Annotated in this window: 19 protein-coding genes; 6 read left to right on the plus strand and 13 right to left on the minus strand. The window is 66.4% G+C overall.

What is annotated here, in order from left to right; genetic code table 11:
• Nucleotides 1-33: 33 nt before the first annotated feature.
• Nucleotides 34-681, minus strand: coding sequence for a glutathione S-transferase family protein (locus tag QZM72_RS14295; protein WP_301738447.1), 648 nt, complete (start codon nucleotides 679-681; stop codon nucleotides 34-36).
• Between the two features lie 105 nt (nucleotides 682-786).
• On the opposite strand from QZM72_RS14295, the gene QZM72_RS14300 reads away from it, so the two are divergent.
• Nucleotides 787-1,899: a pyruvate dehydrogenase gene (locus tag QZM72_RS14300; protein ID WP_089470131.1), complete on the plus strand. Its 1,113-nt coding sequence runs from the start codon at nucleotides 787-789 to the stop codon at nucleotides 1,897-1,899.
• A gap of 18 nt (nucleotides 1,900-1,917) precedes the next feature.
• Here QZM72_RS14300 and QZM72_RS14305 read toward each other — a convergent pair whose 3' ends face one another.
• Nucleotides 1,918-2,373 (minus strand): MarR family winged helix-turn-helix transcriptional regulator, encoded by a 456-nt coding sequence (locus QZM72_RS14305; RefSeq protein ID WP_089470132.1) that lies wholly within the window; start codon nucleotides 2,371-2,373, stop codon nucleotides 1,918-1,920.
• Between the two features lie 173 nt (nucleotides 2,374-2,546).
• Between QZM72_RS14305 and aceE the strand changes: the two genes are divergently transcribed.
• Nucleotides 2,547-5,234 carry a pyruvate dehydrogenase (acetyl-transferring), homodimeric type gene (aceE, locus tag QZM72_RS14310; protein ID WP_089470133.1) on the plus strand — a complete coding sequence of 896 codons (2,688 nt, stop codon included), beginning with the start codon at nucleotides 2,547-2,549 and terminating at the stop codon, nucleotides 5,232-5,234.
• Nucleotides 5,235-5,292: 58 nt separating this feature from the next.
• On the opposite strand, the gene QZM72_RS14315 is transcribed toward aceE, so the two are convergent.
• The 3 genes from QZM72_RS14315 to QZM72_RS14325 are packed head-to-tail and all read right to left on the minus strand — an operon-like array spanning nucleotide 5,293 to nucleotide 11,202.
• Complete coding sequence (locus QZM72_RS14315; RefSeq protein ID WP_089470134.1) at nucleotides 5,293-6,816, minus strand: efflux transporter outer membrane subunit; 1,524 nt, start codon at nucleotides 6,814-6,816, stop codon at nucleotides 5,293-5,295.
• On the minus strand, nucleotides 6,813-9,986 hold the full coding sequence (locus tag QZM72_RS14320) for an efflux RND transporter permease subunit (RefSeq protein ID WP_301738435.1): 3,174 nt from the start codon (nucleotides 9,984-9,986) through the stop codon (nucleotides 6,813-6,815). Before QZM72_RS14320 ends, QZM72_RS14315 begins: the two co-directional genes overlap by 4 nt.
• Nucleotides 9,987-9,999: 13 nt before the next feature.
• Nucleotides 10,000-11,202 (minus strand): efflux RND transporter periplasmic adaptor subunit, encoded by a 1,203-nt coding sequence (locus QZM72_RS14325; protein ID WP_301738436.1) that lies wholly within the window; start codon nucleotides 11,200-11,202, stop codon nucleotides 10,000-10,002.
• Nucleotides 11,203-11,281: 79 nt separating this feature from the next.
• Here QZM72_RS14325 and soxR point away from each other — a divergent pair, with 79 nt between their 5' ends.
• Nucleotides 11,282-11,761, plus strand: coding sequence for a redox-sensitive transcriptional activator SoxR (soxR, locus tag QZM72_RS14330; RefSeq protein ID WP_089470136.1), 480 nt, complete (start codon nucleotides 11,282-11,284; stop codon nucleotides 11,759-11,761).
• Nucleotides 11,762-11,815: 54 nt separating this feature from the next.
• On the opposite strand, the gene QZM72_RS14335 is transcribed toward soxR, so the two are convergent.
• On the minus strand, nucleotides 11,816-12,469 hold the full coding sequence (locus tag QZM72_RS14335) for a TetR/AcrR family transcriptional regulator (protein ID WP_089470137.1): 654 nt from the start codon (nucleotides 12,467-12,469) through the stop codon (nucleotides 11,816-11,818).
• Between the two features lie 145 nt (nucleotides 12,470-12,614).
• Here QZM72_RS14335 and QZM72_RS14340 point away from each other — a divergent pair, with 145 nt between their 5' ends.
• Nucleotides 12,615-13,907, plus strand: coding sequence for an NAD(P)/FAD-dependent oxidoreductase (locus QZM72_RS14340; protein WP_089470138.1), 1,293 nt, complete (start codon nucleotides 12,615-12,617; stop codon nucleotides 13,905-13,907).
• A 44-nt stretch (nucleotides 13,908-13,951) separates the two neighbouring features.
• Complete coding sequence (locus QZM72_RS14345) at nucleotides 13,952-14,341, plus strand: DUF3331 domain-containing protein (protein ID WP_089470139.1); 390 nt, start codon at nucleotides 13,952-13,954, stop codon at nucleotides 14,339-14,341.
• A gap of 3 nt (nucleotides 14,342-14,344) precedes the next feature.
• Here QZM72_RS14345 and QZM72_RS14350 read toward each other — a convergent pair whose 3' ends face one another.
• Together QZM72_RS14350 and ggt are read right to left on the minus strand one after the other, a co-directional pair.
• Entirely contained in the window at nucleotides 14,345-15,673 is a 1,329-nt protein-coding gene (locus QZM72_RS14350; RefSeq protein WP_301738437.1) for a dicarboxylate/amino acid:cation symporter, read from the minus strand.
• A gap of 149 nt (nucleotides 15,674-15,822) precedes the next feature.
• On the minus strand, nucleotides 15,823-17,574 hold the full coding sequence (gene ggt / locus QZM72_RS14355) for a gamma-glutamyltransferase (RefSeq protein WP_301738438.1): 1,752 nt from the start codon (nucleotides 17,572-17,574) through the stop codon (nucleotides 15,823-15,825).
• 367 nt (nucleotides 17,575-17,941) lie between these two features.
• Between ggt and QZM72_RS14360 the strand changes: the two genes are divergently transcribed.
• A complete protein-coding gene (locus QZM72_RS14360; RefSeq protein ID WP_089470141.1) occupies nucleotides 17,942-18,820 on the plus strand; it encodes a MurR/RpiR family transcriptional regulator in 879 nt (292 codons plus the stop codon).
• Between the two features lie 119 nt (nucleotides 18,821-18,939).
• Here QZM72_RS14360 and tssJ read toward each other — a convergent pair whose 3' ends face one another.
• Genes tssJ through QZM72_RS14385 form a run of 5 tightly spaced genes read right to left on the minus strand, consistent with a single transcriptional unit; the run spans nucleotide 18,940 to nucleotide 26,410 of the window.
• Complete coding sequence (gene tssJ / locus QZM72_RS14365) at nucleotides 18,940-19,449, minus strand: type VI secretion system lipoprotein TssJ (protein ID WP_089470142.1); 510 nt, start codon at nucleotides 19,447-19,449, stop codon at nucleotides 18,940-18,942.
• Nucleotides 19,450-19,466: 17 nt separating this feature from the next.
• Complete coding sequence (tssF, locus tag QZM72_RS14370) at nucleotides 19,467-21,317, minus strand: type VI secretion system baseplate subunit TssF (RefSeq protein WP_089470143.1); 1,851 nt, start codon at nucleotides 21,315-21,317, stop codon at nucleotides 19,467-19,469.
• Entirely contained in the window at nucleotides 21,314-24,898 is a 3,585-nt protein-coding gene (locus QZM72_RS14375; RefSeq protein ID WP_301738440.1) for an ImcF-related family protein, read from the minus strand. Before QZM72_RS14375 ends, tssF begins: the two co-directional genes overlap by 4 nt.
• Nucleotides 24,846-26,150 (minus strand): hypothetical protein, encoded by a 1,305-nt coding sequence (locus QZM72_RS14380; protein WP_179233526.1) that lies wholly within the window; start codon nucleotides 26,148-26,150, stop codon nucleotides 24,846-24,848. The genes QZM72_RS14375 and QZM72_RS14380 overlap by 53 nt, the downstream gene beginning before the upstream one ends.
• Entirely contained in the window at nucleotides 26,150-26,410 is a 261-nt protein-coding gene (locus tag QZM72_RS14385) for a PAAR domain-containing protein (RefSeq protein WP_089470145.1), read from the minus strand. The genes QZM72_RS14380 and QZM72_RS14385 overlap by 1 nt, the downstream gene beginning before the upstream one ends.
• Nucleotides 26,411-26,417 lie beyond the last annotated feature (7 nt).

Below are 26,417 nucleotides of genomic sequence, written 5' to 3' on the forward strand. Positions count from 1 at the left end.
CCGCGCCGTCCACGCGGCGCGGGCGATGCGACGTCAGTGCGCCGCCCCGGTCACTGGCGCGCGGCACGCGGCCAGGCCCCGTTGAACGGCCGGCCGCGCGGCGATATCGGCAAGCCAGCGCTCGACGTGCGGAAAACCGGTGACGTCGAGATCGAGCTCGGCCGCCGTGCGCAGCCACGGAAACGCCGCGATATCGGCGATCGAATACCGCGGCGACGCCAGATACGCCGATTCCGACAAGCGGCCGTTCACGACCCCGTAGAGACGCAGCGCCTCCTTCCGGTAGCGGTCGATCGCTTCCGCATTGCCCGTCTTCGATGCGCGCAGGAACCACCACAGCTGGCCAAGCATCGGCCCGATCGCACCGATCTGGACATGCAGCCATTGCTGGACCGCCGTGCGCTCGGCCAGCGTGTCGGGCTGCAGGTAGCCCGTTTTCTCGGCGAGATAGCTGAGGATCGCGCCGGATTCGAATACGGCGAGCCCCGTGTCGTGGTCGACGATGGCCGGGATCTTGCCGTTCGGATTGATCGCGAGATATGCCGGGCTGCGCTGCTCGCCGGCGGACAGGTTCACCTGCACGCGATCGTGGGCAAGCCCGGCCTCTTCCAGGTAGATCGCGATCTTGTGTCCGTTCGGCGTGTCGGCCGTATAGAACGTGAGGGCGTGCGTCGAGGTCATGTCGGTCCTTGTCATCGGGTTATCGTTGCAACTACAATCGTTGCAATTGCAATCCTATGCCGGAATCGACGATGCCGGCGACATGCCAGTACTCGAAGGAGGGACATGCAGACTGCGCGATCCGGTCCGCCCGTGCGGACGCCCGACACCCGCCGCGCCGCGACGGCCTGCCTCGAACGGCTGACGACGCGGCGGCTCGTGCCGCCGGGCGCGGCGATATCGCCGCTCGGCGCGATGCGCGCGGCCGCCGAGTGCCTCGAACGCGATGCGGTGACGTCGAAACGCGTGTGGATCGTCCGCGCCGATGCGTGCGAGTCGTCTTCCGGTGCGCACGCGCATCGCCACATCAGTGCGTGGCCGCTGCGGTTTCTCGATCCGGGCAAGCGTTTCGAGCGGCCGCTGCTGTATCTGCTGCATGCGCGCGCGATTGACCGGCTGCGGCTGGCATCGATCGAAACCGTCGATCGCGGAATCTTCGTCAACGACGCGGAAACGGCCGCGTCGTCATGGCCGAAGGGCGTGACGCCCGACGTCCCGCACTGGCTCGCCGCGAACGCCGCGTGCACGCCGTACGATCCCGCGTCGGCGCACGAAGCGATCGCGATCCTGCGCCACGCGCTGCGCACGCTCTACGTCGCCGGCCAGCCCGGCTTCTTCTATCTCGCGAGCCATGACGACTGCGGGCCGGATACGAAGCCGCTGTCGGCGGCCGCCGCCCGCGACGCGCTCAACGGCATGGTGCGGGCCGGCCGGCGTACGGCCACCGACGCCGCGGCGCAGATCCGGCTGTGCGGCGCTGGCAGCACGCTCGCGCAGGTCATGGAAGCGGCCGACCTGCTGCACGACGAATGGCGGATCGCCTCGACGATCTGGAGTTGCCCGAGCTATACGCAGCTCGCCCGCGACGGTCGCGCGGCCGAACGCTGGAACCTGCTGCATCCGCATGACGTACCGCGCGTTGCGCACGTGCGAGCCTGTCTCGGCGAAGGCGGCACGCCGGTGCTCGCGGTAACCGGCTATGCACGGCACGTCGCCGCGCAGATCGGTGCGTTCGTGCCGGCCCGCTTCACCGCGCTCGGCGCGGATTCGGCCGGGCCGGGCGCACGCGTGCCGACCGCACGCTGGATCGTCGCGGTCGCGCTGCGCCTGCTGGCCGACGACGGCCGCGTGCCGGCCGACTGGGCCGCGCAGGCGATGCGCGGCCATGCGCGCGGCTGATGCGCGCGCCGGACGCCGCTACTTCGCGTCGGCCGCCGCGTCGCGCGCCGCGGCGCTCGCGCGATCGAGCGCGGCGGCCATCGCCGCCTGCTCCTTGCCGGTGAACTGGTCGAGAAACAGCTCCGCGACCGTCGACTGGTACACCTTCCACATCTTCCTGCGCAGCGTCCGCCCCTTGTCGGTGATGCTCGCAAACGCCGCGCGGCCGTCGTCGGCCGACCGCGCGCGCGTGACGAGCCCGTCCTGTTCGAGCCGGTCGACGAGCCGCGTGAGGTTGTAGCGCTCGATCGCGAGCACGTCGGCCAGTTCGTGCATGCGGCGCGTGCCGTCGGGCCCGCTTTCGAGCCCCCACAGCGCGTCGTACCACGCGTACGCGGGCAGGCCGGCCGCCGCAAGACGGCGTTCGATCTCGCGAATCATCGTCCGGTGCGCGCGGACGAACGAGAACCACAGATCGGGTTCGGGTGCGCTCATGTCAGGTCGTTCCTCTCATTGAATTGCAGTTGCAATTAAATTTTACCTCGATAACAATGCCCGCCATACGATTGCAATTGCAACCATTTGCCCGCCGACCGGTGGACGTTTCGTCGCGCGACGCGGCGCCACGACCGTCGCTGCGCGCTGCCTGATGCTTCTGGAGACACTGCATGACCGCACCTCTCGCGTTACCCGACATCGATCCTCAGGAAACCCGTGAATGGCTCGACGCGCTCGAATCCGTGATCGCGCTCGAAGGCCGCCCGCGCGCGCACTACCTGCTCGACCAGCTCGCCGATCTCGACGCGGCCCGCCATGGCGACCTGCACGGCCGCGTGACGACCGCATACGTGAACACAGTGCCGCGCGAGCGGCAGCCGCCCTACCCGGGCGATCTCGCACTCGAGCGGCGGCTGAACGCGATGATCCGCTGGAACGCGATGGTGATGGTGCTGCGCGCCGGCCGGCATTCGAACGTCGGCGGCCACATCGCGACCTACCAGTCGGCGGCCGTGCTGTACGACGTCGGCTTCGACCACTTTTTCCGCGGCCGCACCGACACGTTCGACGGCGACATGGTCTATATCCAGGGCCATTCGGCGCCCGGCATCTATGGCCGCGCGTATCTGGAAGGCCGCATCACGGCCGCGCAGCTCGACAATTTCCGCCGCGAAACCGGTCGGGAAGCAGGCCGCGACGGGCTGTCGTCGTATCCGCATCCGCGCCTGATGCCCGATTTCTGGCAGTTCCCGACCGTGTCGATGGGGCTCGGGCCGCTCACGGCCGCGTATCAGGCGCGTTTCATGCGTTACCTCGAATATCGCGGGCTGAAGGCGCATCAGGGCCGCAAGGTGTGGGCGTTTCTCGGCGACGGCGAAATGGACCAGCCCGAATCGCTCGCGGCGATCTCGCTTGCCGGGCGCGAGCGGCTCGACAACCTGATCTTCGTCGTCAACTGCAACCTGCAGCGCCTCGACGGCCCGGTGCGCGGCAACGGCAAGATCATCCAGGAACTCGAAGGCACGTTCCGCGCGGCCGGCTGGAACGTCGTCAAGGTGATCTGGGGCGGCGGCTGGGACCGCCTGCTCGAGCGCGACGCGACGGGCCTGCTGCGCCAGCGCATGATGGAATGCGTGGACGGCGATTACCAGACCTTCAAGTCGCAAAGCGGCGCATACGTGCGCGAGCATTTCTTCGGCAAGTATCCGGCACTGCTCGATCTCGTCGCCGACCTGTCCGACGACGACATCTGGAAACTGGCGCGCGGCGGCCACGATCCGGAGAAGGTGCATGCGGCCTATGCGCAGGCGATGGGCGCGGACGGCCGGCCGACCGTCGTGCTCGCGAAAACGGTCAAGGGCTTCGGGATGGGCGAAGCCGGCGAAGGCCAGAACGTGAACCACCAGTTGAAGAAGATGAGCGCGGATGCGGTGCGCGCATTCCGCGACCGCTTCGCGCTGCCGGTCGACGACGCGCAACTCGACGAGCTGCCTTACCTGAAGCCGGAACCGGGCAGTGCCGAGGCACGCTATTTCGCGGAGCGCCGCGCCGCGCTCGGCGGCCACGTGCCGGCCCGCTTCCATGCGGTCGCGCCGCTGCCGACGCCGCCGCTCGCCGCGTTCGACGCGCAACTGAAGGACACCGGCGAGCGCGGCCTGTCGACGACGATGGCGTTCGTGCGCATCCTCGGCACGCTGCTGAAAGACCCGCGGCTCGGCAAGCTGGTCGTACCGATCGTGCCGGACGAATCGCGCACGTTCGGGATGGAGGGCCTGTTCCGCCAGATCGGCATCCACTCGCATCTCGGCCAGCTCTATACGCCTCAGGACGCGGGCCAGCTCAGCTACTACAAGGAAGCGAAGGACGGGCAGATCCTGCAGGAAGGGATCAACGAATCGGGCGCGATCGCGTCGTGGATCGCGGCCGGCACCGCGTACAGCAACCACGGATTGCCGACGATCCCGTTCTACATCTTCTATTCGATGTTCGGGCTGCAGCGGGTCGGCGATCTCGCGTGGGCCGCCGGCGACGCGCGCACGCGCGGCTTCCTGATCGGCGCGACATCGGGCCGCACGACGCTGATGGGCGAAGGGCTGCAGCACAACGACGGGCACAGCCTGGTGCTGTCGTCGGTGATTCCGAACTGCGTGTCGTACGACCCGACCTATGCGTACGAACTCGCGGTGATCGTGCGCGACGGATTGCGGCGGATGTTCGCGGAACAGGAGGACGTCTACTACTACATCACGCTGCTCAACGAAAACTATCCGCATCCGGCGCTGCCCGACGGCGCGGAGGCCGGCATCCTGAAGGGGCTCTACCTGCTGCGCGCAGGCACCACGCCGCGCGTGGCCGATGCGCCGCACGTGCAGTTGATGGGCAGCGGCGCGATCCTGCGCGAAACGCTCGCCGCGAGCGACCTGCTCGCGCAGGACTTCGGCGTGTCGAGCGACGTATGGAGCGCGACGAGCCTGACCGAGCTGCGCCGCGACGGACTCGCCGCGGAACGCTGGAACCTGCTGCATCCGGAGCAGGCGCCGCGCGTGCCGTACGTGCGGCAATGCCTCGACGGCCGCGTGGGCCCGGTGGTCGTCGCGACCGACTACATGAAGATCGTCGGCGACCAGATCCGGGCATTCGTCGATGGCCGCCGCTTCGTGTCGCTCGGCACCGACGGCTTCGGCCGCTCGGATACGCGCGAGGCGCTGCGCGCGTTCTTCGAGGTCGACCGGCATTTCATCGCGATCGCCGCGCTGAAGGCGCTCGCCGACGACGGCGTGATCGAACGTGCGCGCGTCGGCGAAGCGATCCGGCGTTACGGCATCGATATCGACAAGGTCGATCCGGCCACGGTGTAGTCATGCGGCGCGCGGCAGGCAGGATCGCGCCGGCCTGCCGCGCGCCGCACCGCTCGCGCTACTGCCCCGACCGAGCGAGCGGGCCTGGCATGCCCTGCCCCGTGCCCGCCGGCCAGCCGCCCGCCAGCGCCTTGTACAGCGCGACCGTCGACGCCGCGCTGCGCATCCGCCCGTCGGCCGCCGCATCCTGCGCCTGCAGCAGCGTCCGCTGCGCGTCGAGCACTTCGTAGTAGTCGATCGCGCCGGCGGAGAAGCGGGCCTGCGCGAGTTGCGCGGCACGCGCGCTGTCGTCGGCCGCGCGCACGAGGTGCGCGGTCTCGTCACGCGTGCGGGCGACACGCAGCAGCGCGTTCTCGGTTTCCTCCAGCGCGCCGAGCACGGTTTGCCGGTACTGCGCAAGCTGGCCGGCCGCTTCCGCGTCGCTCGCGGCGATCCGCGCACGCACGCGACCGACGTCGAGGAACGACCAGTCGATGCCGAGCGCGATCAGGTTCGTGTCGCTGCCCGCGCGGAAGAACCCGTAGCTGCTCGTCGCGCTGCCGAGCAGCCCGGACAGCGTGAAGCGCGGAAACAGGTCGGCGGTCGCGACGCCGACGCGTGCGGTCGCCGCATGCAGCCGCGCCTCGGCGGCCGCGACATCGGGACGGCGGCGCAGCAGGTCGCCCGGCGTGCCGGGATCGATATCGGCGGCAAGCGCCGGCAACGGCACCGGCGTGCCCGTCTGCGCAGCCGTCTTCGGCAGGTCGAACCGGCCGATCAGCGCATCCGGCGTCTGCCCGGTCAGCACCGCGAGCCGATGCTCGTCGACGCCGATAGCGGCTTCGTACACGGCGATCCGCGACGTCGTCGATTCGTACTGCGCGCGTGCTCGCGCCGCGTCGAGTTCGGAACCTCGCCCCGCGCCGACGCGCGCATTGATCAGCGCGAGCGTCTGCTTCTGGTTGTCGGCGTTCTCGCGAGCAATCCGCAGCCGCGCCTGCGAGCCGCGCAGGTCGACATACGTGCTCGCGACCTCGCCCGCGATCACGACGCGCACCGCGCGCACGTCGGCCGCGCTGGCCGCCGTTTCCGCGCGCTGCGATTCGATCGAGCGGCGCACGCGGCCGAACAGGTCGAGTTCCCACGCGGCATTGATGCCGGCACTCGACATCGGCGTATCGCGCTGGCTGCGCGGCGCGCCGAATGCCTGATCCTTGCTCATCAGCTGATGGCCGATCCGACCGCTCGCGGTGATCGTCGGATAGCGGTCGAACGCCGCCTGCGACAGCAGCGCGTTCGACGCGTCGTAGCGCGATACGGCGACCTGCAGGTCCTGGTTCGCCGCGAGCGCCGCATCGATCAACTGCGTGAGCGTCGGATCGCCGAAGCCGCGCCAGAACGTGGCGTCGGCGGCCGCCGATGCATCGGGCGGCGTATCGGGCCGTGTATCGGCCGGCGCCGCGTCGTGCTGCGTCGCCGGGTGAGCGTCGCGCGCGAACCGCGCAGCCGTGGTCATATCGGGCTGCTTGAAATCGGGGCCGACCGCGCATGCGGCAAGCGTCACCGACATCGCAAGCGCGGAAAGACGGAAAGCGGCGCTCATCGTTTTTCTCCTTCGAGGCTGCCGTGCTGTTCGCTCCAGACGGCCGGCGTGCCGCCCGCGAGCTTGCGGATCGCCACGTAGAACACGGGTGTCAGGAACAGCCCGAACAGCGTGACGCCCAGCATCCCGGCGAACACGGTGACGCCGGTGGCCGCCCGCACCTCGCTGCCCGCGCCGCTGCCGATCAGCAGCGGCACCGAGCCCGCGATGAACGCGACGGACGTCATCACGATGGGACGCAGCCGCAGCTTGCACGCTTCGAGCGCCGCCTCGACCGCGTCCTTGCCCTGGATCTCGAGCTCGCGCGCGAACTCGACGATCAGGATCGCGTTCTTGCACGCCAACCCCATCAGTACGACGAGGCCGACCTGCACGAACACGTTGTTGTCGCCGCCGGACAGCCACACGCCGAACAGCGCCGCGCACATGCACACCGGCACGAGCAGGATCACCGCGAGCGGTAGCGTCCAGCTCTCGTACAGCGACGCGAGCACCAGGAACACCAGCATCACCGCGAGCGGGAACACGACGATCGCCGCGTTGCTCTGCGTGACCTGCTGATAGCTGAGGTCGGTCCATTCGAGCGCAATGCCCGGCGGCAGCACGTCCTTCGCGATCTGCTGCAGCTTCGCGATCGCCTGCGACGACGACATCGTCTTCGGATCCGCGTCGCCGATCAGGTCGGCCGCCGGATAGCCGTTGTAGCGGACGACCGGGTCGGGGCCGTACGCGGGCCCGACCGTCACCATCGAGCCGATCGGCACCATCTCGCCCTTCGCGTTGCGCGTGCGCAGGTTCGCGATGTCGGCAGCCGTCTGCCGATGGCCGGCATCCGCTTGCGCCATCACCCGATACACGCGGCCGAACACGTTGAAGTCGTTCACGTACATCGAGCCGAGATACACCTGCAACGTATTGAACAGATCGGTCAGCGCGACGCCCTGCGCCTTCGCCTTCAGCCGGTCGACCTTCACCTCGAGCTGCGGGATGTTCGCCTGGTACGAGCTGACCGGATAGCTCATCCCCGGCGTCTTCGCGACCGCGGCCTGGAACGCGGCAAGCGCCTTCTGCAATTCGCCATAGCCGAGACCGCCGCGATCCTCGAGATACAGCGAATAACCGGAGCCGTTGCCGAGCCCCTGGATCGGCGGCGGCATCAGCGCATAAGTGATGCCGCCGCCGATCGCCGCGAAGCGCGCGTTCAGGTCGGCGTTGATCTGCGCGGCGCTGCGATGACGCTGGTCGAACGGCTTGAGGATCACGTACGAGTTCGTGATGTTCGGCGTGTTCACGCCCTGCAGCGCATTCAGCCCGGCAAAGGCCGGCACCATCTCGACGCCGTCGGTGCCGAGCGCGATCTTCGTCATCTGCTCGGTCACCGCGCTGGTGCGCGCGAGCGACGCGCCTTCCGGCAATTTCGCGCCGGCGAACAGGTACAGCTTGTCCTGCACCGGAATGAAACCGCCGGGCACCGCGTTGAACAGCAGCGCGGTCGCCGCGAGCAGCGCCGCGTAGACCGCGAACACCACGCCGCGCCGCTTCAGCGTGCGGCCGACGACGCCGTGATAGCGATCGGCGCTGCGTTCGAAGAAGCGGTTGAACGGATGGAACAGCCAGCCGAACGCGCGATCGAGCGCGCGCGTCAACGGATCCTTCGGCGCGCCGTGCGGACGCAGCAGCTTCGCGGCGAGCGCGGGCGACAGCGTCAGCGAGTTGATCGCGGAGATCACCGTCGAGATCGCGATCGTCACCGCGAACTGCTTGTAGAACTGGCCGGTGACACCCGACATGAACGCCATCGGCACGAATACCGCGCACAGCACGAGCGCGATCGCGACGATCGGCCCCGACACTTCGCGCATCGCCTGGTGCGCGGCATCGCGCGGGCCCAGGCCCCGTGCGATGTTGCGCTCGACGTTCTCGACGACGACGATCGCATCGTCGACGACGATCCCGATCGCGAGCACGAGCCCGAACAGCGTCAGCGTGTTGATCGAATAGCCGAGCAGGTAGAGCCATGCGAACGTGCCGACCACCGACACCGGCACCGCGACGAGCGGAATGATCGACGCGCGCCACGTCTGCAGGAACAGGATCACGACGAGCACGACCAGCACGACGGCCTCGATCAGCGTGTGCTGCACCGCGCGAATCGATTCGCGCACGAACACGGTCGGATCCCACACCGGGCGGTACGCGACGCCGGGCGGGAAGCGCTTCGACAACTCGTCGAGCTTCGCATACACGGCCTTCGCGACGTCGAGCGCGTTCGCGCCCGGCGACAGGAAGATGCCCACCACGGCCGAATGCCTGTCGTTGAAATACGAGCGCAGCGTGTAGTCGCCCGCGCCGAGCTCGATGCGCGCGACGTCGGACAGCTTCACGACCTGGCCGTCGTCGCCGTTGCGCAGCACGATGTCGCCGAACTCCTGCACGGTGCGCAGCCGGCCGCGCACGTTGATCGACACGAGGAAGTCGTTCTTCTTCGGCGACGGCTCCGCGCCGAGCTGGCCGGCCGACACCTGTACGTTCTGCTCGCGCACGGCCGCGATCACGTCGCTCGCGGTGAGTCCACGCGACGCCAGTCGATTCGGGTCGAGCCACAGCCGCATCGCGTAATCGCCGGAGCCGTACACGCCGACGTCGCCGATGCCGGTGAGACGCGACAGCTCGTCCTTCACGTGCAGCGTCAGGTAGTTGCGCAGGTACAGCGAATCGCGGCTGTTGTCCGGCGAATAGAGGCTCACGTACATCAGCGGCGTGGGCGACTGCTTCTGCGTGGTCACGCCGTACTGGCGCACCTCGTCGGGCAGGCGCGACAGCGCCTGGCTCACGCGGTTCTGCACGCGCACGGCGGCCGTGTCGGGATCGACGCCCTGCAGGAACGTGACGACGACCTGCAGGCTGCCGTCCGACCCGGCGACCGACTTCATGTACATGATGCCTTCGACGCCGTTGATCGCCTCTTCCAGCGGTTCGGCCACCGACTCGGCGATTTCCTTCGGGTTCGCGCCCGGATACGTCGCACGCACGACGACGCTCGGCGGCACGACTTCCGGATATTCGCCGGCCGGCAGCATCGGAATCGAGATCAGGCCGAGCGCGAAAATAACGATCGACAGCACGACCGCGAAGATCGGCCGGTCGATGAAGAAGCGGGAGAAATCCATCGTATCGCTCCCGTCATTGCGCGGCAGGCGCGCCGGCATCGGCCACGGCCTGCGTGCCGGCGCCGGGGTCCGCCGCCGCGCGCGCGGGCAGCGCCTTCGGCTTCACCTGCGCGCCCGGATAGTAGATGCGCTGCACACCGTCGACCACCACGCGATCGCCCGCCTGCAACCCCTTCTCGACGATCCGCTCGCCGTCGAGTTCGCGGCCGATCGTCACGTCGCGGCGCAGCGCCTTGTCGCCGGGCCCGATCACGTACACGTACTTGCGATCCTGGTCGGTCAGCACGGCCTTGTCGTCCACCAGCAATGCGTCCTGGTCGCGGCCGCTGACCAGTTGCACGCGCGCATACAGGCCCGGCGTGAACGTATGGTCCGCGTTCGGCAGCCGCACCCGGGCGCGGATCGTGCCGGTTTGCGAGTCGAGCCGGTTGTCGAGGAAATCGACGGTGCCCGCATGCGGGAAGCCCGTCTCGTTCGCGAGGCCGATGCGCACCGGATCGGCGCCGATCGCACGATGTTTCGGATCGGCGCGCCGCGCGTTGTAGCGCAGGTAACTCTGCTCGTCGCAATCGAAATACACGTAGACCGGATCCTGCGCCACGACGGTCGTCAGCAGCGTATCGTCCGCGCGCGCGAGGTTGCCGACGGTCGCGACCGCGCGGCCGACGCGGCCCGCGATCGGCGCGCGCACTTCGGTGAAACCGAGATTGAGCTTCGCATCGGCAACGGCCGCGTCGGCCGCCTGCAGGTCCGCGCGCGCCTGCTCGGCGGTGGCGCGCGCATTGTCGAGTTCTTCCTGCGACGTCGCATGCGCATCGATCAGCGTCTGCACGCGCTTGAGCTGCACGTTCGCGAGGCTTGCCGCCGCACGGGCGCGCTGCTGCTGCGCCTTCGCGCGGTCGAGCGCGATCCGGTACGGGCGCGGGTCGATCTCGAACAGCAGCGCGCCCTGCGCGACCACGTCGCCCTCCTTGTACGCGACACGCTGCAGATAGCCGCTCACGCGCGGCCGCAGTTCGACCGCGTCGACCGCTTCGACGCGTCCGTTGAATTCGTCCGCGAGGCGGACGGTACGCGGCGCGACGGTGGCGACGCCGACTTCGGGAAGGGGATGGGCCGACGATGCGCCTTGGCCGTCGTGACAACCCGACAACGCCAGCAGCAGGGCGCAGGCGGCGCCCAACGGCGGCGTCCTGCGGAGGGAAAAGGAGAGCATGATGCCTCGCGACGGGTTAAACTGCCGCGTAGCATAAAAGTTGAAGTTAACTTCAAGTCAAGCTTTCCCGGAGGGTGTCATGGGTATCCAGGAAACCCCGCAATGGCCGCTGATGTCGATCCGCGAAGTGGCCGCGCGCAGCGGCGTGCCCGCGTCCACGCTGCGTTTCTACGAGACGCGCGGGTTGATCAAGTCGCACCGCAACGGTTCGAGCCATCGCCACTATTCGCGCACGGTGCTGCGGCTGATCGCGTTCATCGTGTTCGCGCAGAAGATCGGCTATTCGCTCGATGAAATCGCCGAGCAGCTCGTCAGCCTGCCCGAGGACACCGCGCCGACCAACAAGGACTGGCAGCGGCTGTCGCGCGGCTGGAAGCAGCGCGTCGCGAGCCGGATCGAGGAACTCCAGCGGCTCTACATCAACCTCGACGAATGTATCGGCTGCGGCTGCCTGTCGCTGAAACGCTGCAAGCTGACCAACCCGGAAGACCGCGCGGGCCGCAACGGGCCCGGCGCGCGGCGCTGGCTCGGCGACAAGCCGCCGCTCGATTCCGAATGACGCGCCGGCCGCTTGCGCGTCGCGACGCACGCATCGCGCGCGCGGCGCTCGGTCTCAGTCGCCGAGGAAGCTGAACGCGACGGCGAGCACCGCCTCGCGAAACGCCTCCGGCCGCGTCGGCAGCGACGTGAACTCCAGCATCATGTGGCTGTACGACACTGTCGTGCCGATCGCGCTCGCGATCATGAAGAACAGCACGTTCGGATCGACCGGACGGATCGCGCCGGCCTCGACCGCGTCCGCGATCAGCGGAAACATCGCATCGTGATACGGGCGCACGATCCGCTCCTGCAGCCGATCGAGCCGCCCGCCCTCCTCGGTCGCCGTGGTCAAGAAGAACATGCCGATATCCGGCTCCGCGAATTCGTGATCGACGCACAGCTCGAGCGCGCGCCGCACGCGGTCGCGATGCGGCAGCGGCGACGCGCGCAACGCGCGCAACGCGTCGAACATCGGTTCGACCAGCTCGACGATCTGCTCGACGACCGCCAGCCACAACGTTTCCTTCGCACCGAAGTGATGGGCGATCAGCGCCGCATCGATGCCCAGCTCGCGCGCGACTTCGCGCACGCTCGTCGCGTCGTAGCCGCGCTTCGCGAACGTGCGGCGCGCGGCCCGCAATATCACGTCCGGGCCGACGGACGCATCCGCCAACGGCCGTCCGCGCGTACGCCGCTTCGACGGCGCGCGCTCAGTGACTTCTGCCACGTTTTTCCTGCTCCTTGAACGATTCGAATGCCCCGGTCCGGCGCCGGTTTCCCGGCCCGCGATCGGGTGGCCTGCCCCGCTCCGTTGACACGCGGAGCCGAGAAGCGCTACGATCATACCTTATTCATCACCTGATGATTTATGAATGACAACCCCTAAACGCATTGTCATCGTCGGCGGCGGAATCGCCGGACTGCAACTCGCGACCCGTCTGGGCGAGCGTCTCGGCCGGCCCGGGCGGGCGCAGATCACGGTCGTCGACCGCAGTCCGACGCACATCTGGAAGCCGATGCTGCACACGATCGCGGCCGGCACGCGCGACGTCCAGCAGCAACAGGTGATCTTTCTCGCTCATGCCCGCGACCACGGCTACACGTACCAGCCCGGCGAACTGAAAGGGCTCGATCGCGCGCGCCGCCGCGTGCAACTCGGCGAAATCCGCTCGCAGGACGGCGACGTGGTGATCGACGCACGCGAACTCGACTACGACGTGCTGATCCTCGCGCTCGGCAGCCAGGCCAACGATTTCGGCGTGCCGGGCGTGCGCGAGCACTGCTACTTCATCGACAGCCAGCAGCAGGCGGAGACCTTCAACGAGGCATTGCGAATGCGCGTGTTCCGCAGCATCGCGCGCGACGAGCCGTTTCGCGTCGCGATCGTCGGCGCCGGCGCGACGGGCGTGGAACTCGCGGCGGAGCTCAGCCGTTTGCTGGAAGTGGCGCAGGCGTACGGTGACGAAACGGTGCGCGAGCGGCTGCAGCTCACGCTGCTCGAAAGCGGCCCGCGCATCCTCAACGCGTTTCCGCCGCGGATTTCCGCGTCGGCCCAGCGGCGGCTCGAACAGATCGGCTTTCGCGTGCTGACGTCGACGCGTGTCACGTCGGCCGACGCGAACGGTTTCCACTACGGCGACGGCTCGTTCGCCGAAGCGGACCTGATGGTGTGGGCGGCCGGCGTGAAGGCGCCCGATTTCATGCAGGCGCTGGGCGGGCTCGACACGAACCGCGCGAACCAGATCGTCGTCGGCCCGACGCTGCAGGCGACCGGCGACGAACACGTGTTCGCGATCGGCGATTGCGCGAGCCTGCAGCTCGACGGTCAGGAACGGCCGCTGCCACCGACCGCGCAGGTCGCGACGCAGCAGGCCGAGCATCTCGCGAGGCACCTGCCCGCGTGGCTCGACGGCACGCCGATTCCGCCGTTCGCGTTCCACGATTTCGGCGCGCTGGTGTCGATCAGCGATTACGACGCGTTCGGCACGCTCGGGCAGTTCGGGTTCTTCCGCGGCGGCTTCATCCAGGGGCGCTTCGCGCAGTTCAGCCACCTGATGCTCTACCGGCGGCACCAGCAGGCGCTGCACGGCTTCTCCAAGGCGACCCTGCTATGGATCGCCGAACGGATCAACGGCTGGGTGCAGCCGCGCATCCGCCTGTCGTGATGCCCCGCGTCGCGGCACCGCGTAACGTTTCGAGGAACTGAGACATGAACAACCGTGCAGCGCCCTGGCTCATGACCGTCGCCGCCATCGGCAGCTTCGACATGCCGTCCGTCTCGTGGAGCGGGCCGCGGCGGCGCAGCGTCACGCGCGACCGGCTGCCGTCGTGGGACGCGACGAGCAAGCCGACCATCAGCGTGCTCGAACGGCCCACGGCCGACACCGTGATGATTTCGTGGTGCGACGCCTGCACCGGACACTACGGCTACCAGAAGTGGCGCCTGTTCACGACGCGCAAGCGCGGCGTGTGCGCGCTGTCGGGGCGATCGATCAAGGCGGGCGACAGCGTCTATGCGCCGCAACTGCTTGGTTCGGCGCCGGGCAATGCCGCCGCGATGGTGCTTGCGGCGTGCATCGACGACGCATTGGCGGCCTGAGCGTCAGGTCGACGTGGCCTGACCGGCGCCATAGGCCGGCGCGTTGTTCTGTCGTTCGAGTTCGGCATCGAGATGCGCGGCATGTGCATTCGCTTCGGACTCCGACATCAGCTCGCCTTCCCACTTCGCGACCACCGCGCTCGCGATCGAGTTGCCCACCGCGTTCGTGGCCGAGCGGCCCATGTCGAGGAACGTGTCGACGCCGAGAATCAGCAGCAGCCCGGCCTCCGGAATGTCGAACTGGTGCAGCGTCGCCGCGATCACGACGAGCGACGCACGCGGCACGCCGGCCATCCCTTTCGACGTCAGCATCAGGATCAGCAGCATCGTGACCTGCGTGCCGAGCGACAGGTGGATGTTGTACGCCTGCGCGATGAACAGCGACGCGAACGTGCAGTACATCATCGAGCCGTCGAGGTTGAACGAATAGCCCATCGGCATCACGAAGCTCGAGATCTTGCGGCGCACGCCGAAACGGTCGAGCGCGTCGAGGATCTTCGGATACGCGGCTTCCGAGCTCGCGGTCGCGAACGACAGCATGAACGCTTCCTTGATCAGCACGAGCAGCTTGAACACGCGGCGGCCGAGGAACAGCAGCCCGGCCGCGACGAGCGTGGCCCACAGCAGCACGAGGCTCACGTAGAAGTCGCCCATGAACACCGCGAACTTCAGCAGGATCGACAAGCCGTTGACCGCGACGGTCGACGCCATCGCCGCCATCACCGCGAGCGGCGCGAGCTTCATCACGTAGCCGGTGATCTTCAGCATCACGTGCGCGAGCTGGTCGATCGCGGCGACGAGGATCTTGCCGCGCTCGCCGAGTGCGGCCAGCGCGACGCCGAAGAACATCGAGAACACGACGATCTGCAGGATCTCGTTGTTCGCCATCGCCTCGGCGATCGAATTCGGCACCATGTGGCCGACGAAATCCTTCAGCGTGAATTTGGACGTCGCCAGATGCGCGGACGCACCGATTTCCGGCAGCGGCAGGCCGAGGTTCTCGCCGGGCCGCAGCAGGTTCGCCATCAGCAAGCCGAGCAGCAGCGAGACCAGCGACGCGGTGACGAACCAGCCGAGCGCCTTCACGAACACGCGCCCGACCGACGACGCATCGCCCATGTGCGCGATGCCGACGACCAGCGTCGAGAACACCAGCGGGCCGATCACCATCTTGATCAGCCGCAGGAACACGTCGGACACGAGCGAAATGTAGCCGGCGATTTCCGCGGCGGACTGCTTGTCCGGAAGCTGCGTATAGATCAGGTAGCCGACCAGGATGCCGGCTGCCATCGCGAGCAGGATCCAGCCTGCCGCGGACATTCGTTCGTTCATGAGGGAATTCGCCGCATGGCGATGGAGTTGGCGGAAAAGAGGCGCGCGTGCCGCTCACGCTGGCGAATGTCCGCCGACGGACACGCCGCCGCACCGGCATTCGCGGCGACGCGAATGCCGGCGGCAGCGATTCGGCATGAAACGATCGGTCAGTAGCCGATCGCGGCGCCCGCCGGACGGCGCGGGTCGTTGTAGCCGTAGATGAAGCCCACGCGCACGTTGCCGGACACGGACGAATCGTTCCCGGAACTCTGGCGGCTCGCCGCTTCGGTGCCCGGCAGGCCGACCATGATCAACTCGGCGGCGCCCCACGGCGTCTGCTCGACCATCTTGTAGCCCATGTTGCGCAGGATCGCGAGCGTGTCGGGCGACAGGCCGTAGGTTTCGTAATAGACCGCGTCGGGCAGCCACTGGTGATGGATACGCGGCGCGGCGACCGCGTCCTGCGGCGTCATCCCGTAGTCGATCACGTTCAGCACGGTCTGCAGCGTGATCGTGATGATGCGCGAGCCCCCCGGCGAACCGACCACCATGAACACCTTGCCGTCCTTCTTCACGATGGTCGGCGCCATCGACGACAGCGGACGCTTGCCCGGCGCGATCGAGTTGCGCGTGCCCTGCACGAGGCCGAACAGGTTCTGCGCGCCGACCTTCACGGTGAAGTCGTCCATCTCGTCGTTCAGGAAGAAACCCGTGCCCGGCGCGATGACCACGGCGCCGAAGCGGCCGTTGACCGTATAGGTCGTCGACACCGCGTTGCCGTCGTGGTCGACGATCGAGTAATGCGTCGTTTCCGGCTTCTCGTGCACGCCGACACCGGGCTGCACGTCGACCGACGGCGTCGCCGTATCGGCATGGATGCTCTTGCGGATCTGCGCCGCGTATTCCTTGCTCGTCAGCTTCGCGATCGGGTTGTCGATGAAATCCGGATCGCCGAGCAGCGTGTTGCGGTCTTCGTACGCGTGGCGCATCGCTTCGGTCATGTAGTGGACCGCCGCGGCCGAGTGGTAGCCGAGCTTGCGCAGGTCATACCCTTCGAGGATGTTCAGCGTCTCGCACATCGTCACGCCGCCCGAACTCGGCGGCGGCGCCGACACGAACTCGTAGCCGCGATACGTGCAGGTCAGCGGCGCCATGTCCTGCGCGCGATAGGACGCGAAATCGGCCGCCGTGATCACGCCGCCGCCGCGCTTGGACGCCGCCTCGACGATCTTCGGGATTTCGCCGTGATAGAACGCGTCGGGCCCCTGCTCCGCGATGCGCTCGAGCGTGCGGGCCAGATCCTTCTGCACCAGGCGGTCGCCCGGCTGCAACGCGGTGCCGTCCGGGCGCAGGAAGATGCGCGCCGCTTCCGGATCCTTCCTGAAGCGCTCGACCGTCGTGTCGAGGATGTCCGTATCGCCGCGCGTCAGCACGAAGCCGTCGCGCGCGAGCCGGATCGCCGGCGCCATCACCTGCTTGCGCGTCAGCTTCCCGTACTTGCGCTGCGCGAGATCGAGGCCGGCCACCGTGCCCGGCACGCCCACCGCGCGATAACCGTACAGGCTCTGGTCCGGAATGACGTTGCCCGACGCATCCAGATACATGTTCGCGGAGGCCGCGGCTGGCGCGGTCTCGCGGAAATTGATGAAGCGGTCGCGACCGTCGGCCAGGTGGATCGTCATGAAACCGCCACCGCCGATGTTGCCGCAGCACGAGTTGGTCACGGCCTGCGCATAGCCGACGGCCACCGCCGCGTCCACCGCGTTGCCGCCGGCCTTCAGGATGTCGACGCCGATCTGCGACGCGAAGTGCTGCGACGACACGACCATGCCGTTCTTCGCTTCGACTGCCGGGTCCGACGCGGCGAACGCGCACACGCTCATCGCCGACAACAGGGTGAGTATTACCAGCCGCCTCATGACGGGATCCTCCAGACGAATGAACCGGGCCATGCCGGGATGCATCGGTGCGCAACGGCGTATCGACACCGCCTATCCGGCATGTAATGAATGATACATTCCAGCGAGGCCGCGATCATAACACCCACTTTTTTGTGCCAAAAACTAGGGCAATCACCGAATTCATCACCAAGGGACGCCGACTTACGGTCCGATGCATGTCTGTTTCATTACACATATGAACGTATTGGGGAGTCGGGTGATGCGTCCCTCTAATTTCGAGCCAGACGCGGGTGGCCGATCTTCAATCGGCTAACATGCGTGCAGTTGCCGGCAGGCTCCCGCCTGCCGTTGGGTCAATCCATTCAGATAGAGAGCCGGAGTGCCGATGGGGACAAGCATCAGGGCGTTGCTGTTATCCCAGATGGATAGCTTCACGCCGTCGGAACAGAAGGTCGCGCAGGCGTTGCTGGATCGCTACCCCAGTCTCGGGCTGGGCCCGATCGCGCAGTTTGCGAAGCAGGCGGAAGTCAGCGACCCGACCGTATTCCGCTTCGTCGTCCGGATCGGCTTCCCGAACTATTCGTCGTTCCAGCAGGCGCTGCACGACGAGATCGACACCGCGATGAATTCGCCGCTCGCGCGGATGGATGCGTTTCATTCGGAAACGGGCAGGCGCGACAGCCATGCGGCGATTTTCCAGCGGCTGTCGGAATCGCTCGCGACCACGATCGAAGGGCTCGACGCAGCCGCGTTCGATGCAGCCGTGGCGATGCTGGCCGATCCGGACGTGCGCGTGTTCTGCGGCGGTGGGCGCTATACGGCGCCGCTCGCGTCGCTGTTCTCGTTCACGCTCGCCTATGCACGGCCGCATGTGCAATCCGTCGAGCCGAACGTGAATCTCGCGTCCGTCGCGCTGGCCGACATGGGGCGCAACGACGTGCTCGTGATCTTCGACTTTCGCCGCTACCAGAAGGACAGCATCCGCTTCGCGCAGGCCGCGCACCGGCTCGGCGCGCGGATCGTGCTGATCACCGACGAATGGCGCTCGCCGATCGGCGAGTTCGCGGAGATCGTGCTGCGGATCCAGGGCCGCCCTTTCGCGATGCTGCAGACCAACGTGCCGGCGCTGGCGCTCGCCGAAGCGCTGGTGATCGGCGTGACGAACCGGCTGCCGGAACTGGCGCGGCAGCGGATGGAAAAGATCGAACAGCTCAATGCGGGCGGGATCGAGTGGGACGTGAGTCAGCGGGATTTGCCGGAGTGATGGCGTGGGCCATTCGGGCGTGCGCGTCAGCATTCGGCCTCGTGGCGTGTGCAATTTGAAGCCCGACCTGCAAACCCCATACGTCAACGACCATGCCCGCCGCCAGCGCATTCCCTCGTTCAGGGTGCCAGCTCCAGCCGGTTGCCCGTCACGACCAACTTGACGGGATCCGTCTCCTTCCACTTCGACTTCGGAATCACCCGTTGCCATTCGGCACCGCGCTGATCGCGGAAGAACGCCGCCACGCCCACGGCTTGCGCGTCGGCTGCCATTGGCGCGGACAGCGTCACCGCGGCACCAGGCGCGAGCGTGGTCTCCATGCTGTCGAGCAGATCGGCCCTCAGTAACGCACTGTCGTCATCGAGCAGCGAGACGTAAGCTGCGTTCTCGAAGACCTTCGCGTCCTTCAACTGATAGACGCGCATCACGACCGGTAGCGATTGTCCCTGTTCGTTTTCGTTGAGTGCGGCGCGGCTGTCGATCACGAGGTTCATCTGCTTGACCTTCGTGATGAAAATCGCGCGGGTCATGCCGGCGGTCGCCTCTTTCGTCGATTGCCACATGCCGCAGCCAGACAGCAACGCGACCGCCATCGCGGTAGCAGCCGCCCATCGAATGCTTCGCATCATCGGATGTGCTCGCGGTGTCACAGCCAGTCTCCCGTCTTGATCGTGCATGGATAGCGTCGGCTCGGGCCGCCCACGCCTTCATACAGAACGAGCCGCACCACAAAATGGAAGCACGCATAGCGGCCGACGAAGCGGCTGAGTACGTCGCCGAACAGCGCGACGTCACCCGGCCCGGCAAAACCCGACGGCTCGATACCCACGTTCACATTCACGATACGGTCGACACGCGCCCCCACCCGTTCCGTTTCCTCATCGAGCCAAACGTGACGAATCGCGTCGATGCGTCGCCGGTTATCGTCAGCTCGCGTCCAGTCGTACAGCGACAGCGCGCCGCGCAGCACATTCGCGTCCATCATGTTCAGCTCGGTCGTGCCGGCCCCATTGAAGTGAGAAATCACCCGCCAGTCATAGTCGCCGCCGCGCGGCGGATACAGCGGCATCGTCGGGGCCGTCAAATTGCGCACGCGCTCGACACCATTAAAGGTCGAAACAGGCGTGGCAACCATCGATTCACGCAGCGCCATGCGCGGCAGGCGCCCATTGTTTGCCAGCACCCGGACCGTTACGTGTCCGTCAGGCAAGCTGCCCGGTTCCTCCCACGGATGCCCGCCCAACGTCACGACCATCTCGCGCTGGCCCGTTACGCCCTGCCGAATCGACGCGTGGTAATACCGATGCGGCGACTCGTGCCGCATCATCCCGCCGCGGTGCCGAAATGCCTTGATCGATTGATACGGGTATTGCCTGGCGGTGCGCGGATCGGTCGCCACCACCGACAATACATCGTAGGGTTCGATGTGCTCGCCCGCGGCGGTCGGGGCGCGCACCGGATAGTCGCGATCATGCGCATTGGGGCGGATTGCCTGCGCGTCCAGTTCGAGCAGATTGATCACCGGCGTGCAGAACAACCGGATGTTGTCCGCACCGAACGTGGCGTCACCGGGGATCCGGTCTCGAATCACGATCTCGAATTCAAGACAGGTTTCGCCCGGTGGCACGCTGGCCGCGTCGAAACCGCACAAGTCCACGAAGTGGAACTTCTCGGGGAACGCGAAATATTCGAGCATCGTCTGCTCGCGGTCGAGATCGACGTCGCGTACGTCGAGGTCGGTCGGCCACAGTCGCGCCTGCGCGCCGAAGCCCGCTGCCTCGATCGTCATCGCGGGGCGCGGTTGTAGCTGGCCGTCGAGCAGGCGCGGCATGCGTACGCCGATCGACTCCACCTGGCGCGTGAAAACCGCGTACAGCGCCGATGCAGTGGGCCGGTCGCCATGCAGGTATAGCCGGATACGCGACAGATCATCCAGCAATCGCTGCTCGCGGTGCAGCAGATCGAACGCGAGCCGGATTACCGTACGGCCATCCTCGCGCATGCGCGCGCCCGCCTCGCGCACGTTGAGCGGTAGCAAGTGTATCGCCCGAGTCGTTCGATAGACGCAGATCGTCCCGTCCGGTCCGACCGGTGTCGAACGTACCTGCAACCCGGGCGGTAACGTATCGAGTACCCGCGCCTCGCCGCTGCGCGGCACGCATTCGAGGATGGTCAGCGACGGAATCGTGCGGCCTGTATGCGGCCACAGATGATCGAGCAGTGGATCGGTGATTTCCGGCGCCGCGTCGTCGAGCTTCATCCGCAGCCGGCTCGCGAGGAACGCAAAACCCTCGTAGGTCTGCTCGACACTGTCGTGACGCGCGCCAGGCATCGTCATCCCCACACGGCGGGCGCCTTGTGGCTGGGACCTCGCGAATTCCCTCCCCGCCTCGCGCAGATAACGCATCTCCGCATCGAAGTAGCGCAGATATCGATCATCATCCGCGCTGAAACCGCTCCCGGCAGGCTTCGTCGGATTGTTTTCGTCTTCACTCATGGCTGGACATCCGATGGCAGCGGCGGCAGAAGCGGCATCGTCGGCACGGCGCCTGCCTTGCCGACAACGAAAATGCGATCCGGCATGCGGAATCCGCGCAGTTTCAGCAAGTCGATCGGCCCGGCTCCAATGCGCGTACGCAATACGTATGACAACGGCTCGCCGCGCTCCGTGTTCCACGTAAGCCGGTAACGCGTGCCATCGAGCGGGTTGATCTCGGCCTCGCTCAGCAGACGCAGGAATGCCCAATCGCCGGCTGAATCAAATGCCTGTCGCAGCCCTGCGTCGAGCGTCTGCCATGTGAGCCTCGCGTGCCCGTTCAGGCCGTTGCCGGGCCATGCCAGTGGAGTCCAGCGCTCCTGCTGATTGAAATAGACGATCTGCATGCCGTCGACCGACAGTTCCGATCGAGCCACGTTCGGCGTCGGCAGCGCCATCATGTCGAATTTCTCCCCGGCATCGGCCTGCGAGTAGAGTTGCGCCCCAACCGTCGACAACTGCCGGACAGCGCTCAGGAATGCCGGATCAAACTGCAACGCCTGCGGGGCAAGTTCGCTGGGCGCCCAACGGTCACCGTCGAGTTTCATCACGCCGGCCAGTTGCGTCGTGATGAAGCGCGAAATCAATCCGGTATCGGGCCGTACATAGCGGCCGATTTCGGCGAAGGACGCATCGGCCTGCGTATCGAAGAACGGATAGCGGCCGCTCATCGCTGCGTTGAACGGTGCGGCAACACCGGCTCGCCATGCGTCATTCAGGCTCGCTGCGGCCGGTTGCAGGATCGTCTGCCATGCGGCTTCGAGCGGCTGCGCAAACACCGTATCGCCGAAGCCCGCCCACGCCGTACCCAGGCTCGCGGCCGTGAGCGCCGCGTCGTTGCGCGCCTGGGACAATTCCGACAATTTGCCTTGAAACACGGCCTGGGCGAGCGAACGCGCCATTACCTGAGCGTCCGGACTGCTCGCGATCTGTTGCAGCTTCAGTCGCATCGTCGTGACCGCCGTCAGGTAGCGCGACAAGCTGACACCGCTTAGCGCGATGTCGGCTGGCGTGGCACGCTTCCCGTTTTCCGCGGCAGACGATGCGCCCGGGTCGCCCATCAGCACCAGCAGCGGACCAAATGCCTTGTCGAGCGGGTTGACGACGGCCGTCCCTGCCTGCTCGTCAGTCCCGATCAGGTTTTGCGCCTTTCTCACCAGGGTGGCGGCCAGCGCCTGCGACGGTCGCCCCGCTTGCGCCTGATACTGCACGGATTTCATCAGTGCGATCAACGGGGACGTCTGCGCGTCCGCCAGTCGAGAAAGCTGTTCGACCGCGCCACCGAGGTTGGACGTCGGTTGCAACTGCAGGCTATTGAGCATGCGCTGCCATGCAGCCGTGTACTCGCTAAAATACCGGGCCGTCAATCGCTGCTTCAGTTCCTCGGCTGCGCGTTTCTCATCGTCGATCGCCGGCGTTTGGGTCATACCCTGTGCGAGCGTATTACCAACCCTCTGCGAAGCCTGCGAGCCCGACAACACCCAGTCACTGCTGATCCGGCGTTCATGCGACGCCTTGTCGATAGCCGCTGCGACCATCCCGTCCCATGCCGCACGCGTATAGATCCCCGGGACGGTCTGTGATGCCTTGAACATCCCGTGCGCATCCGCGCCATTCAGCAGGGTTCCGAGCGACGCGTCGGCGTATTTGTTTTTGACTTCGTCAAGGATACGTTGGTACACCGTGTCGTCCGCCGACGCGAGTCCCATTTGCGTGACCAGCATGTTGCGGGTCGAGGTCACGATGCGGTCGTCCGTCGCAATCCGCCATTCGGGATGCGCTTTCAGGTGATCGGCGTAGAAGCCTGCAAGCCGCCTGCCGGTATCGTCGCGCTCGCCGAGCGGCATTTCCACGGGGCGCGACCACAGGGCGGCGAGCATGCGCTTCAGAAATTCGGGGTCGGCGCGCGATGGCTCGCCGAGCATCAGATAAGTCTTGAGCGCGTTGTAGGTACTCCCTCGCGTGTCCTGCGATTGCAGGCTATCGGCGCGCGTCTGACCTGCCGCCTTCAACACGTCCCCGATCGTTTGCACCGCCGGCGCCTGCAAGTTGCGCGTCGCGGCGAGTCGGTACGGTTGCCAAAGACCGGCGAGGATATCGTCATTGCGCGACAAGCCGGCCCTCAGGTACCACGGAGCGCCATGCTGCTGCCGGTATTCGAGCTTTTCCATCAACTGCTGTAGCGCCAGTTGCGCGCGCCAGGCAACTGCTGTTTGCGGCCGCGCATCGACCGCCGCGCGCGCTGTCGCCTCGGCTTCGCGCATGAGTTGCTGATTGCCGATGAACGATACGGTCATCCATGTGCACCACGCTATCGCCGCAACGGTCACGCCCATCGCCAGCGCATCCGGCCAGTAGAATCCCACCCGCCGGCCAATGCGTTGCCGGCCGGCGATTGCGCCCCATGCGGGTAGCAGTGCAGCCGGTTGCGGCGGGACCTCGATCGGGATGTTGATCACCGTTGTGCTCGCGTCCGCAGCGATCGGCACCGGCGTCGGCATCGCCGCTGTCGCCTTGAATACGGGGGCGAACATCACGCCAGCCAGCGGCGTGCGCAGCCACTGCGATGCACGAAGCGCTTGCCAGCCGGTAACGATGTGTTCGAGCTGTGTCCCGATGTATTGCGAGATTTCGGCTAGATAGCTGACCCGCGTGGGCGCTGTACATTGCTGCACGCCCGCGTCCGCCGTACCACGCTCGATCGCGGCAAGCTGATCGCGCAGGACCAGCGTCGGTTGCTCCCCTTTGTATGCCGCCCGCGGAAATGCACCGATCGCTTCGAACGTTTCGGGTCGTTCGCCCTGCGCGGGCACGGCGTGCAGCAACGTGACAGGCGCGGCCCAGCCCATGTCGGCGGCCAGCGCGGCGAGGACGCGCGGCAATTCGATATCGCGATCGTCCACGTGCGTGACGTGCACCACGCCGTCGACGGGCCGTCTGCTCCGCAGCTTACGGATCTGCCGGCGCCACACGCCCGCGTCGATGCCGTCCGGTGCTGCGTGTACGAGGACCGCGTTGCCAACCGGCATTGCGCCCGCGCGCTTCAGGCCCGGCGCGACCTGATCGAGCAATGTGTCCGCACCGGTCACCATCAGCCACGGTAAGCGGTATCGCCAGCGCCGACCCTGCGATATCCGTAGTTCCTCGAACAGGCGTTGCAGACGGGCATCGCGTTTGAGCAGCTGTCCCGTCGCTGAAGCAGCCTCTTTCTCGCTGGTTTGCAAACGAAACAGTTTGGCAGCGCCCGCATATGCGCCAGTCGATATCGCAATCAGATGAATGATCACGATGACAACCAGCAATACCGGAATACCGATCAATGCCAGTGTACGAGGCGTGCCATCGGGGACACCGAGGCGCTCGCCCTGGAACCAAGCCAGCACGAGCGCTGCAGCGGCAATAACCAACACGGCAAGAGGCAACCCCCAGATTGCGACCCGGCTGGGAGCTTCGTCGGTTAAGGCCACTTGAGGCTGCGCGTTATGCAAATTATTTTTGGATATCGACATGCGTTGAAGCCGTTTGGTCTTGGGGTAAGACATGGAGGATGGCAGACTGCGCGCCATCGACGACGAGTTGCGGTCCGTCACAGGCGCCGGACTCGATCGCCGCAGCGATCGCCAGCAGAGCATTCGCTGCCCGCATGTCGCCAACCATACGATCCAGCCGACTCTGCGCAGCGTCTTTGGCTGCGGCCACAAACCCAGCAGCGTTCAAAGCGCGGTCGCAGTTTTCAACCGGCCGCGTTATCCACGCGCGTGTCACCGACGCGGCATCGGTTTTGCCCCAGATCGCGGCGTTCGCGAAACCATATTCTGGTTCAGCGGAGTCACCTACAACTGGCCTATGTAGCGCAGCCTTTCTGCTGACCGCCTGCGGAAGCCCGAAACGGCCGGCATCGAGCAACACAGCCACGCATCCCTCGGCGAGGCCCTCATCGATATCATCGTCGTACCACGTCGCAGCGATGACGAGGAGCGGACGGGATTCATGCGCATCAAGCCATACATCGGCCACAAACAACCCGTCGGCAGCCGGGACGGCCCGGACTTCCAAGGGAGGAAGCGCCGCCAGATGCATCGCAGCGCGAACCTGGGTCAAACGCATGTTCGCGACGTCCGACTCGGTCAATACGCGTACTTGGGGCCAATATGCCCTTTCGTATCGAGTTAATGCCTGCATGGTTCCAGCGAGAGGCTCAAGCGCAACGCGGATCATCTGCACAACTGGATTGGCACTCTTCGGTACGGCAGCATTGTCAGTTGGGGTTTCCTCTTCATCCGCCATGAATGAAGCGTCCAGTGGCGGGTCATTGGACGGGTCGTCCAGTAGCGGGTCGTTGTCCTCAAAGCGATTGCATAAAACTTTTCCCGAGCCGTGCCGCGGGGCTTGCACCTTCATGATGGAGCGCTTCCCTATCAGAGCGTCGGACAGAGATGTCCCACCAAGAGGCAGGCAATAGCCTGCGCCGAGTACATAAAGCGGTCGCTGCGCGAACCCGATTTTCTCCGCAAGCCAGCGGTCACGATGATGGTTGCGCCAGTATGCGCGGTACCACAGCCCCTCGTAGCCAGCGCGGCCAAAGCCGAGCAGGACCAGAAACAGCCCGTTCGGCACCCCAATAATCAAGCCCCAAAACCTAAGGCCGCTCGCAGGCTCGCCTTTCGGCCACGCCAGCAAAACAACCACCGGACCGAACACATTACAGACGAACCAAGTTAATGCCCACGGCCAGAAACGCATCCTGGGCGGATACGCGCTGGGGCGTCCGGCGGAAAAAAGATCGACCGGCATTACTCAAAGTGGACGTTTGGTAGCGACGAAATCAATCGACAACCACATGCGCAGCGATGGCCGTCCAGTGCGAACAACTTCTCGTCGCGATCGGGATATTTGTCGGCGCCCTCGTCAATCACGGTCGGACCATGCAGCTCGCAGGTCGCATCGTCGCCTTTACGTGCAAGCGGCCTGTCCATGAACGTCATCCATGGCGAGCCGCCGGTGACTTCGCCGCCATGCTCGAGCTTGTCACCTTTTCGAATGGGAGATTGCATATATTTT

Source organism: Burkholderia sp. AU45388 (genome assembly GCF_030481585.1).
In the GTDB taxonomy this organism is placed as follows: domain Bacteria; phylum Pseudomonadota; class Gammaproteobacteria; order Burkholderiales; family Burkholderiaceae; genus Burkholderia; species Burkholderia sola.

Coding starts and splice junctions, on each gene's coding strand:
- QZM72_RS14375 (WP_301738440.1), bottom strand. CDS start 24,898: ATGTCTTACCCCAAGACCAAACGGCTTCAACGCATGTCGATATCCAAA.
- ggt (WP_301738438.1), bottom strand. CDS start 17,574: ATGAGGCGGCTGGTAATACTCACCCTGTTGTCGGCGATGAGCGTGTGC.
- QZM72_RS14385 (WP_089470145.1), bottom strand. CDS start 26,410: ATGCAATCTCCCATTCGAAAAGGTGACAAGCTCGAGCATGGCGGCGAA.
- soxR (WP_089470136.1), top strand. CDS start 11,282: ATGGGTATCCAGGAAACCCCGCAATGGCCGCTGATGTCGATCCGCGAA.
- tssF (WP_089470143.1), bottom strand. CDS start 21,317: ATGAGTGAAGACGAAAACAATCCGACGAAGCCTGCCGGGAGCGGTTTC.
- tssJ (WP_089470142.1), bottom strand. CDS start 19,449: ATGATGCGAAGCATTCGATGGGCGGCTGCTACCGCGATGGCGGTCGCG.
- QZM72_RS14350 (WP_301738437.1), bottom strand. CDS start 15,673: ATGAACGAACGAATGTCCGCGGCAGGCTGGATCCTGCTCGCGATGGCA.
- QZM72_RS14300 (WP_089470131.1), top strand. CDS start 787: ATGCAGACTGCGCGATCCGGTCCGCCCGTGCGGACGCCCGACACCCGC.
- QZM72_RS14345 (WP_089470139.1), top strand. CDS start 13,952: ATGAACAACCGTGCAGCGCCCTGGCTCATGACCGTCGCCGCCATCGGC.
- QZM72_RS14320 (WP_301738435.1), bottom strand. CDS start 9,986: ATGGATTTCTCCCGCTTCTTCATCGACCGGCCGATCTTCGCGGTCGTG.
- QZM72_RS14295 (WP_301738447.1), bottom strand. CDS start 681: ATGACCTCGACGCACGCCCTCACGTTCTATACGGCCGACACGCCGAAC.
- QZM72_RS14305 (WP_089470132.1), bottom strand. CDS start 2,373: ATGAGCGCACCCGAACCCGATCTGTGGTTCTCGTTCGTCCGCGCGCAC.
- QZM72_RS14380 (WP_179233526.1), bottom strand. CDS start 26,150: ATGCCGGTCGATCTTTTTTCCGCCGGACGCCCCAGCGCGTATCCGCCC.
- aceE (WP_089470133.1), top strand. CDS start 2,547: ATGACCGCACCTCTCGCGTTACCCGACATCGATCCTCAGGAAACCCGT.
- QZM72_RS14340 (WP_089470138.1), top strand. CDS start 12,615: ATGACAACCCCTAAACGCATTGTCATCGTCGGCGGCGGAATCGCCGGA.
- QZM72_RS14325 (WP_301738436.1), bottom strand. CDS start 11,202: ATGCTCTCCTTTTCCCTCCGCAGGACGCCGCCGTTGGGCGCCGCCTGC.
- QZM72_RS14360 (WP_089470141.1), top strand. CDS start 17,942: ATGGGGACAAGCATCAGGGCGTTGCTGTTATCCCAGATGGATAGCTTC.
- QZM72_RS14315 (WP_089470134.1), bottom strand. CDS start 6,816: ATGAGCGCCGCTTTCCGTCTTTCCGCGCTTGCGATGTCGGTGACGCTT.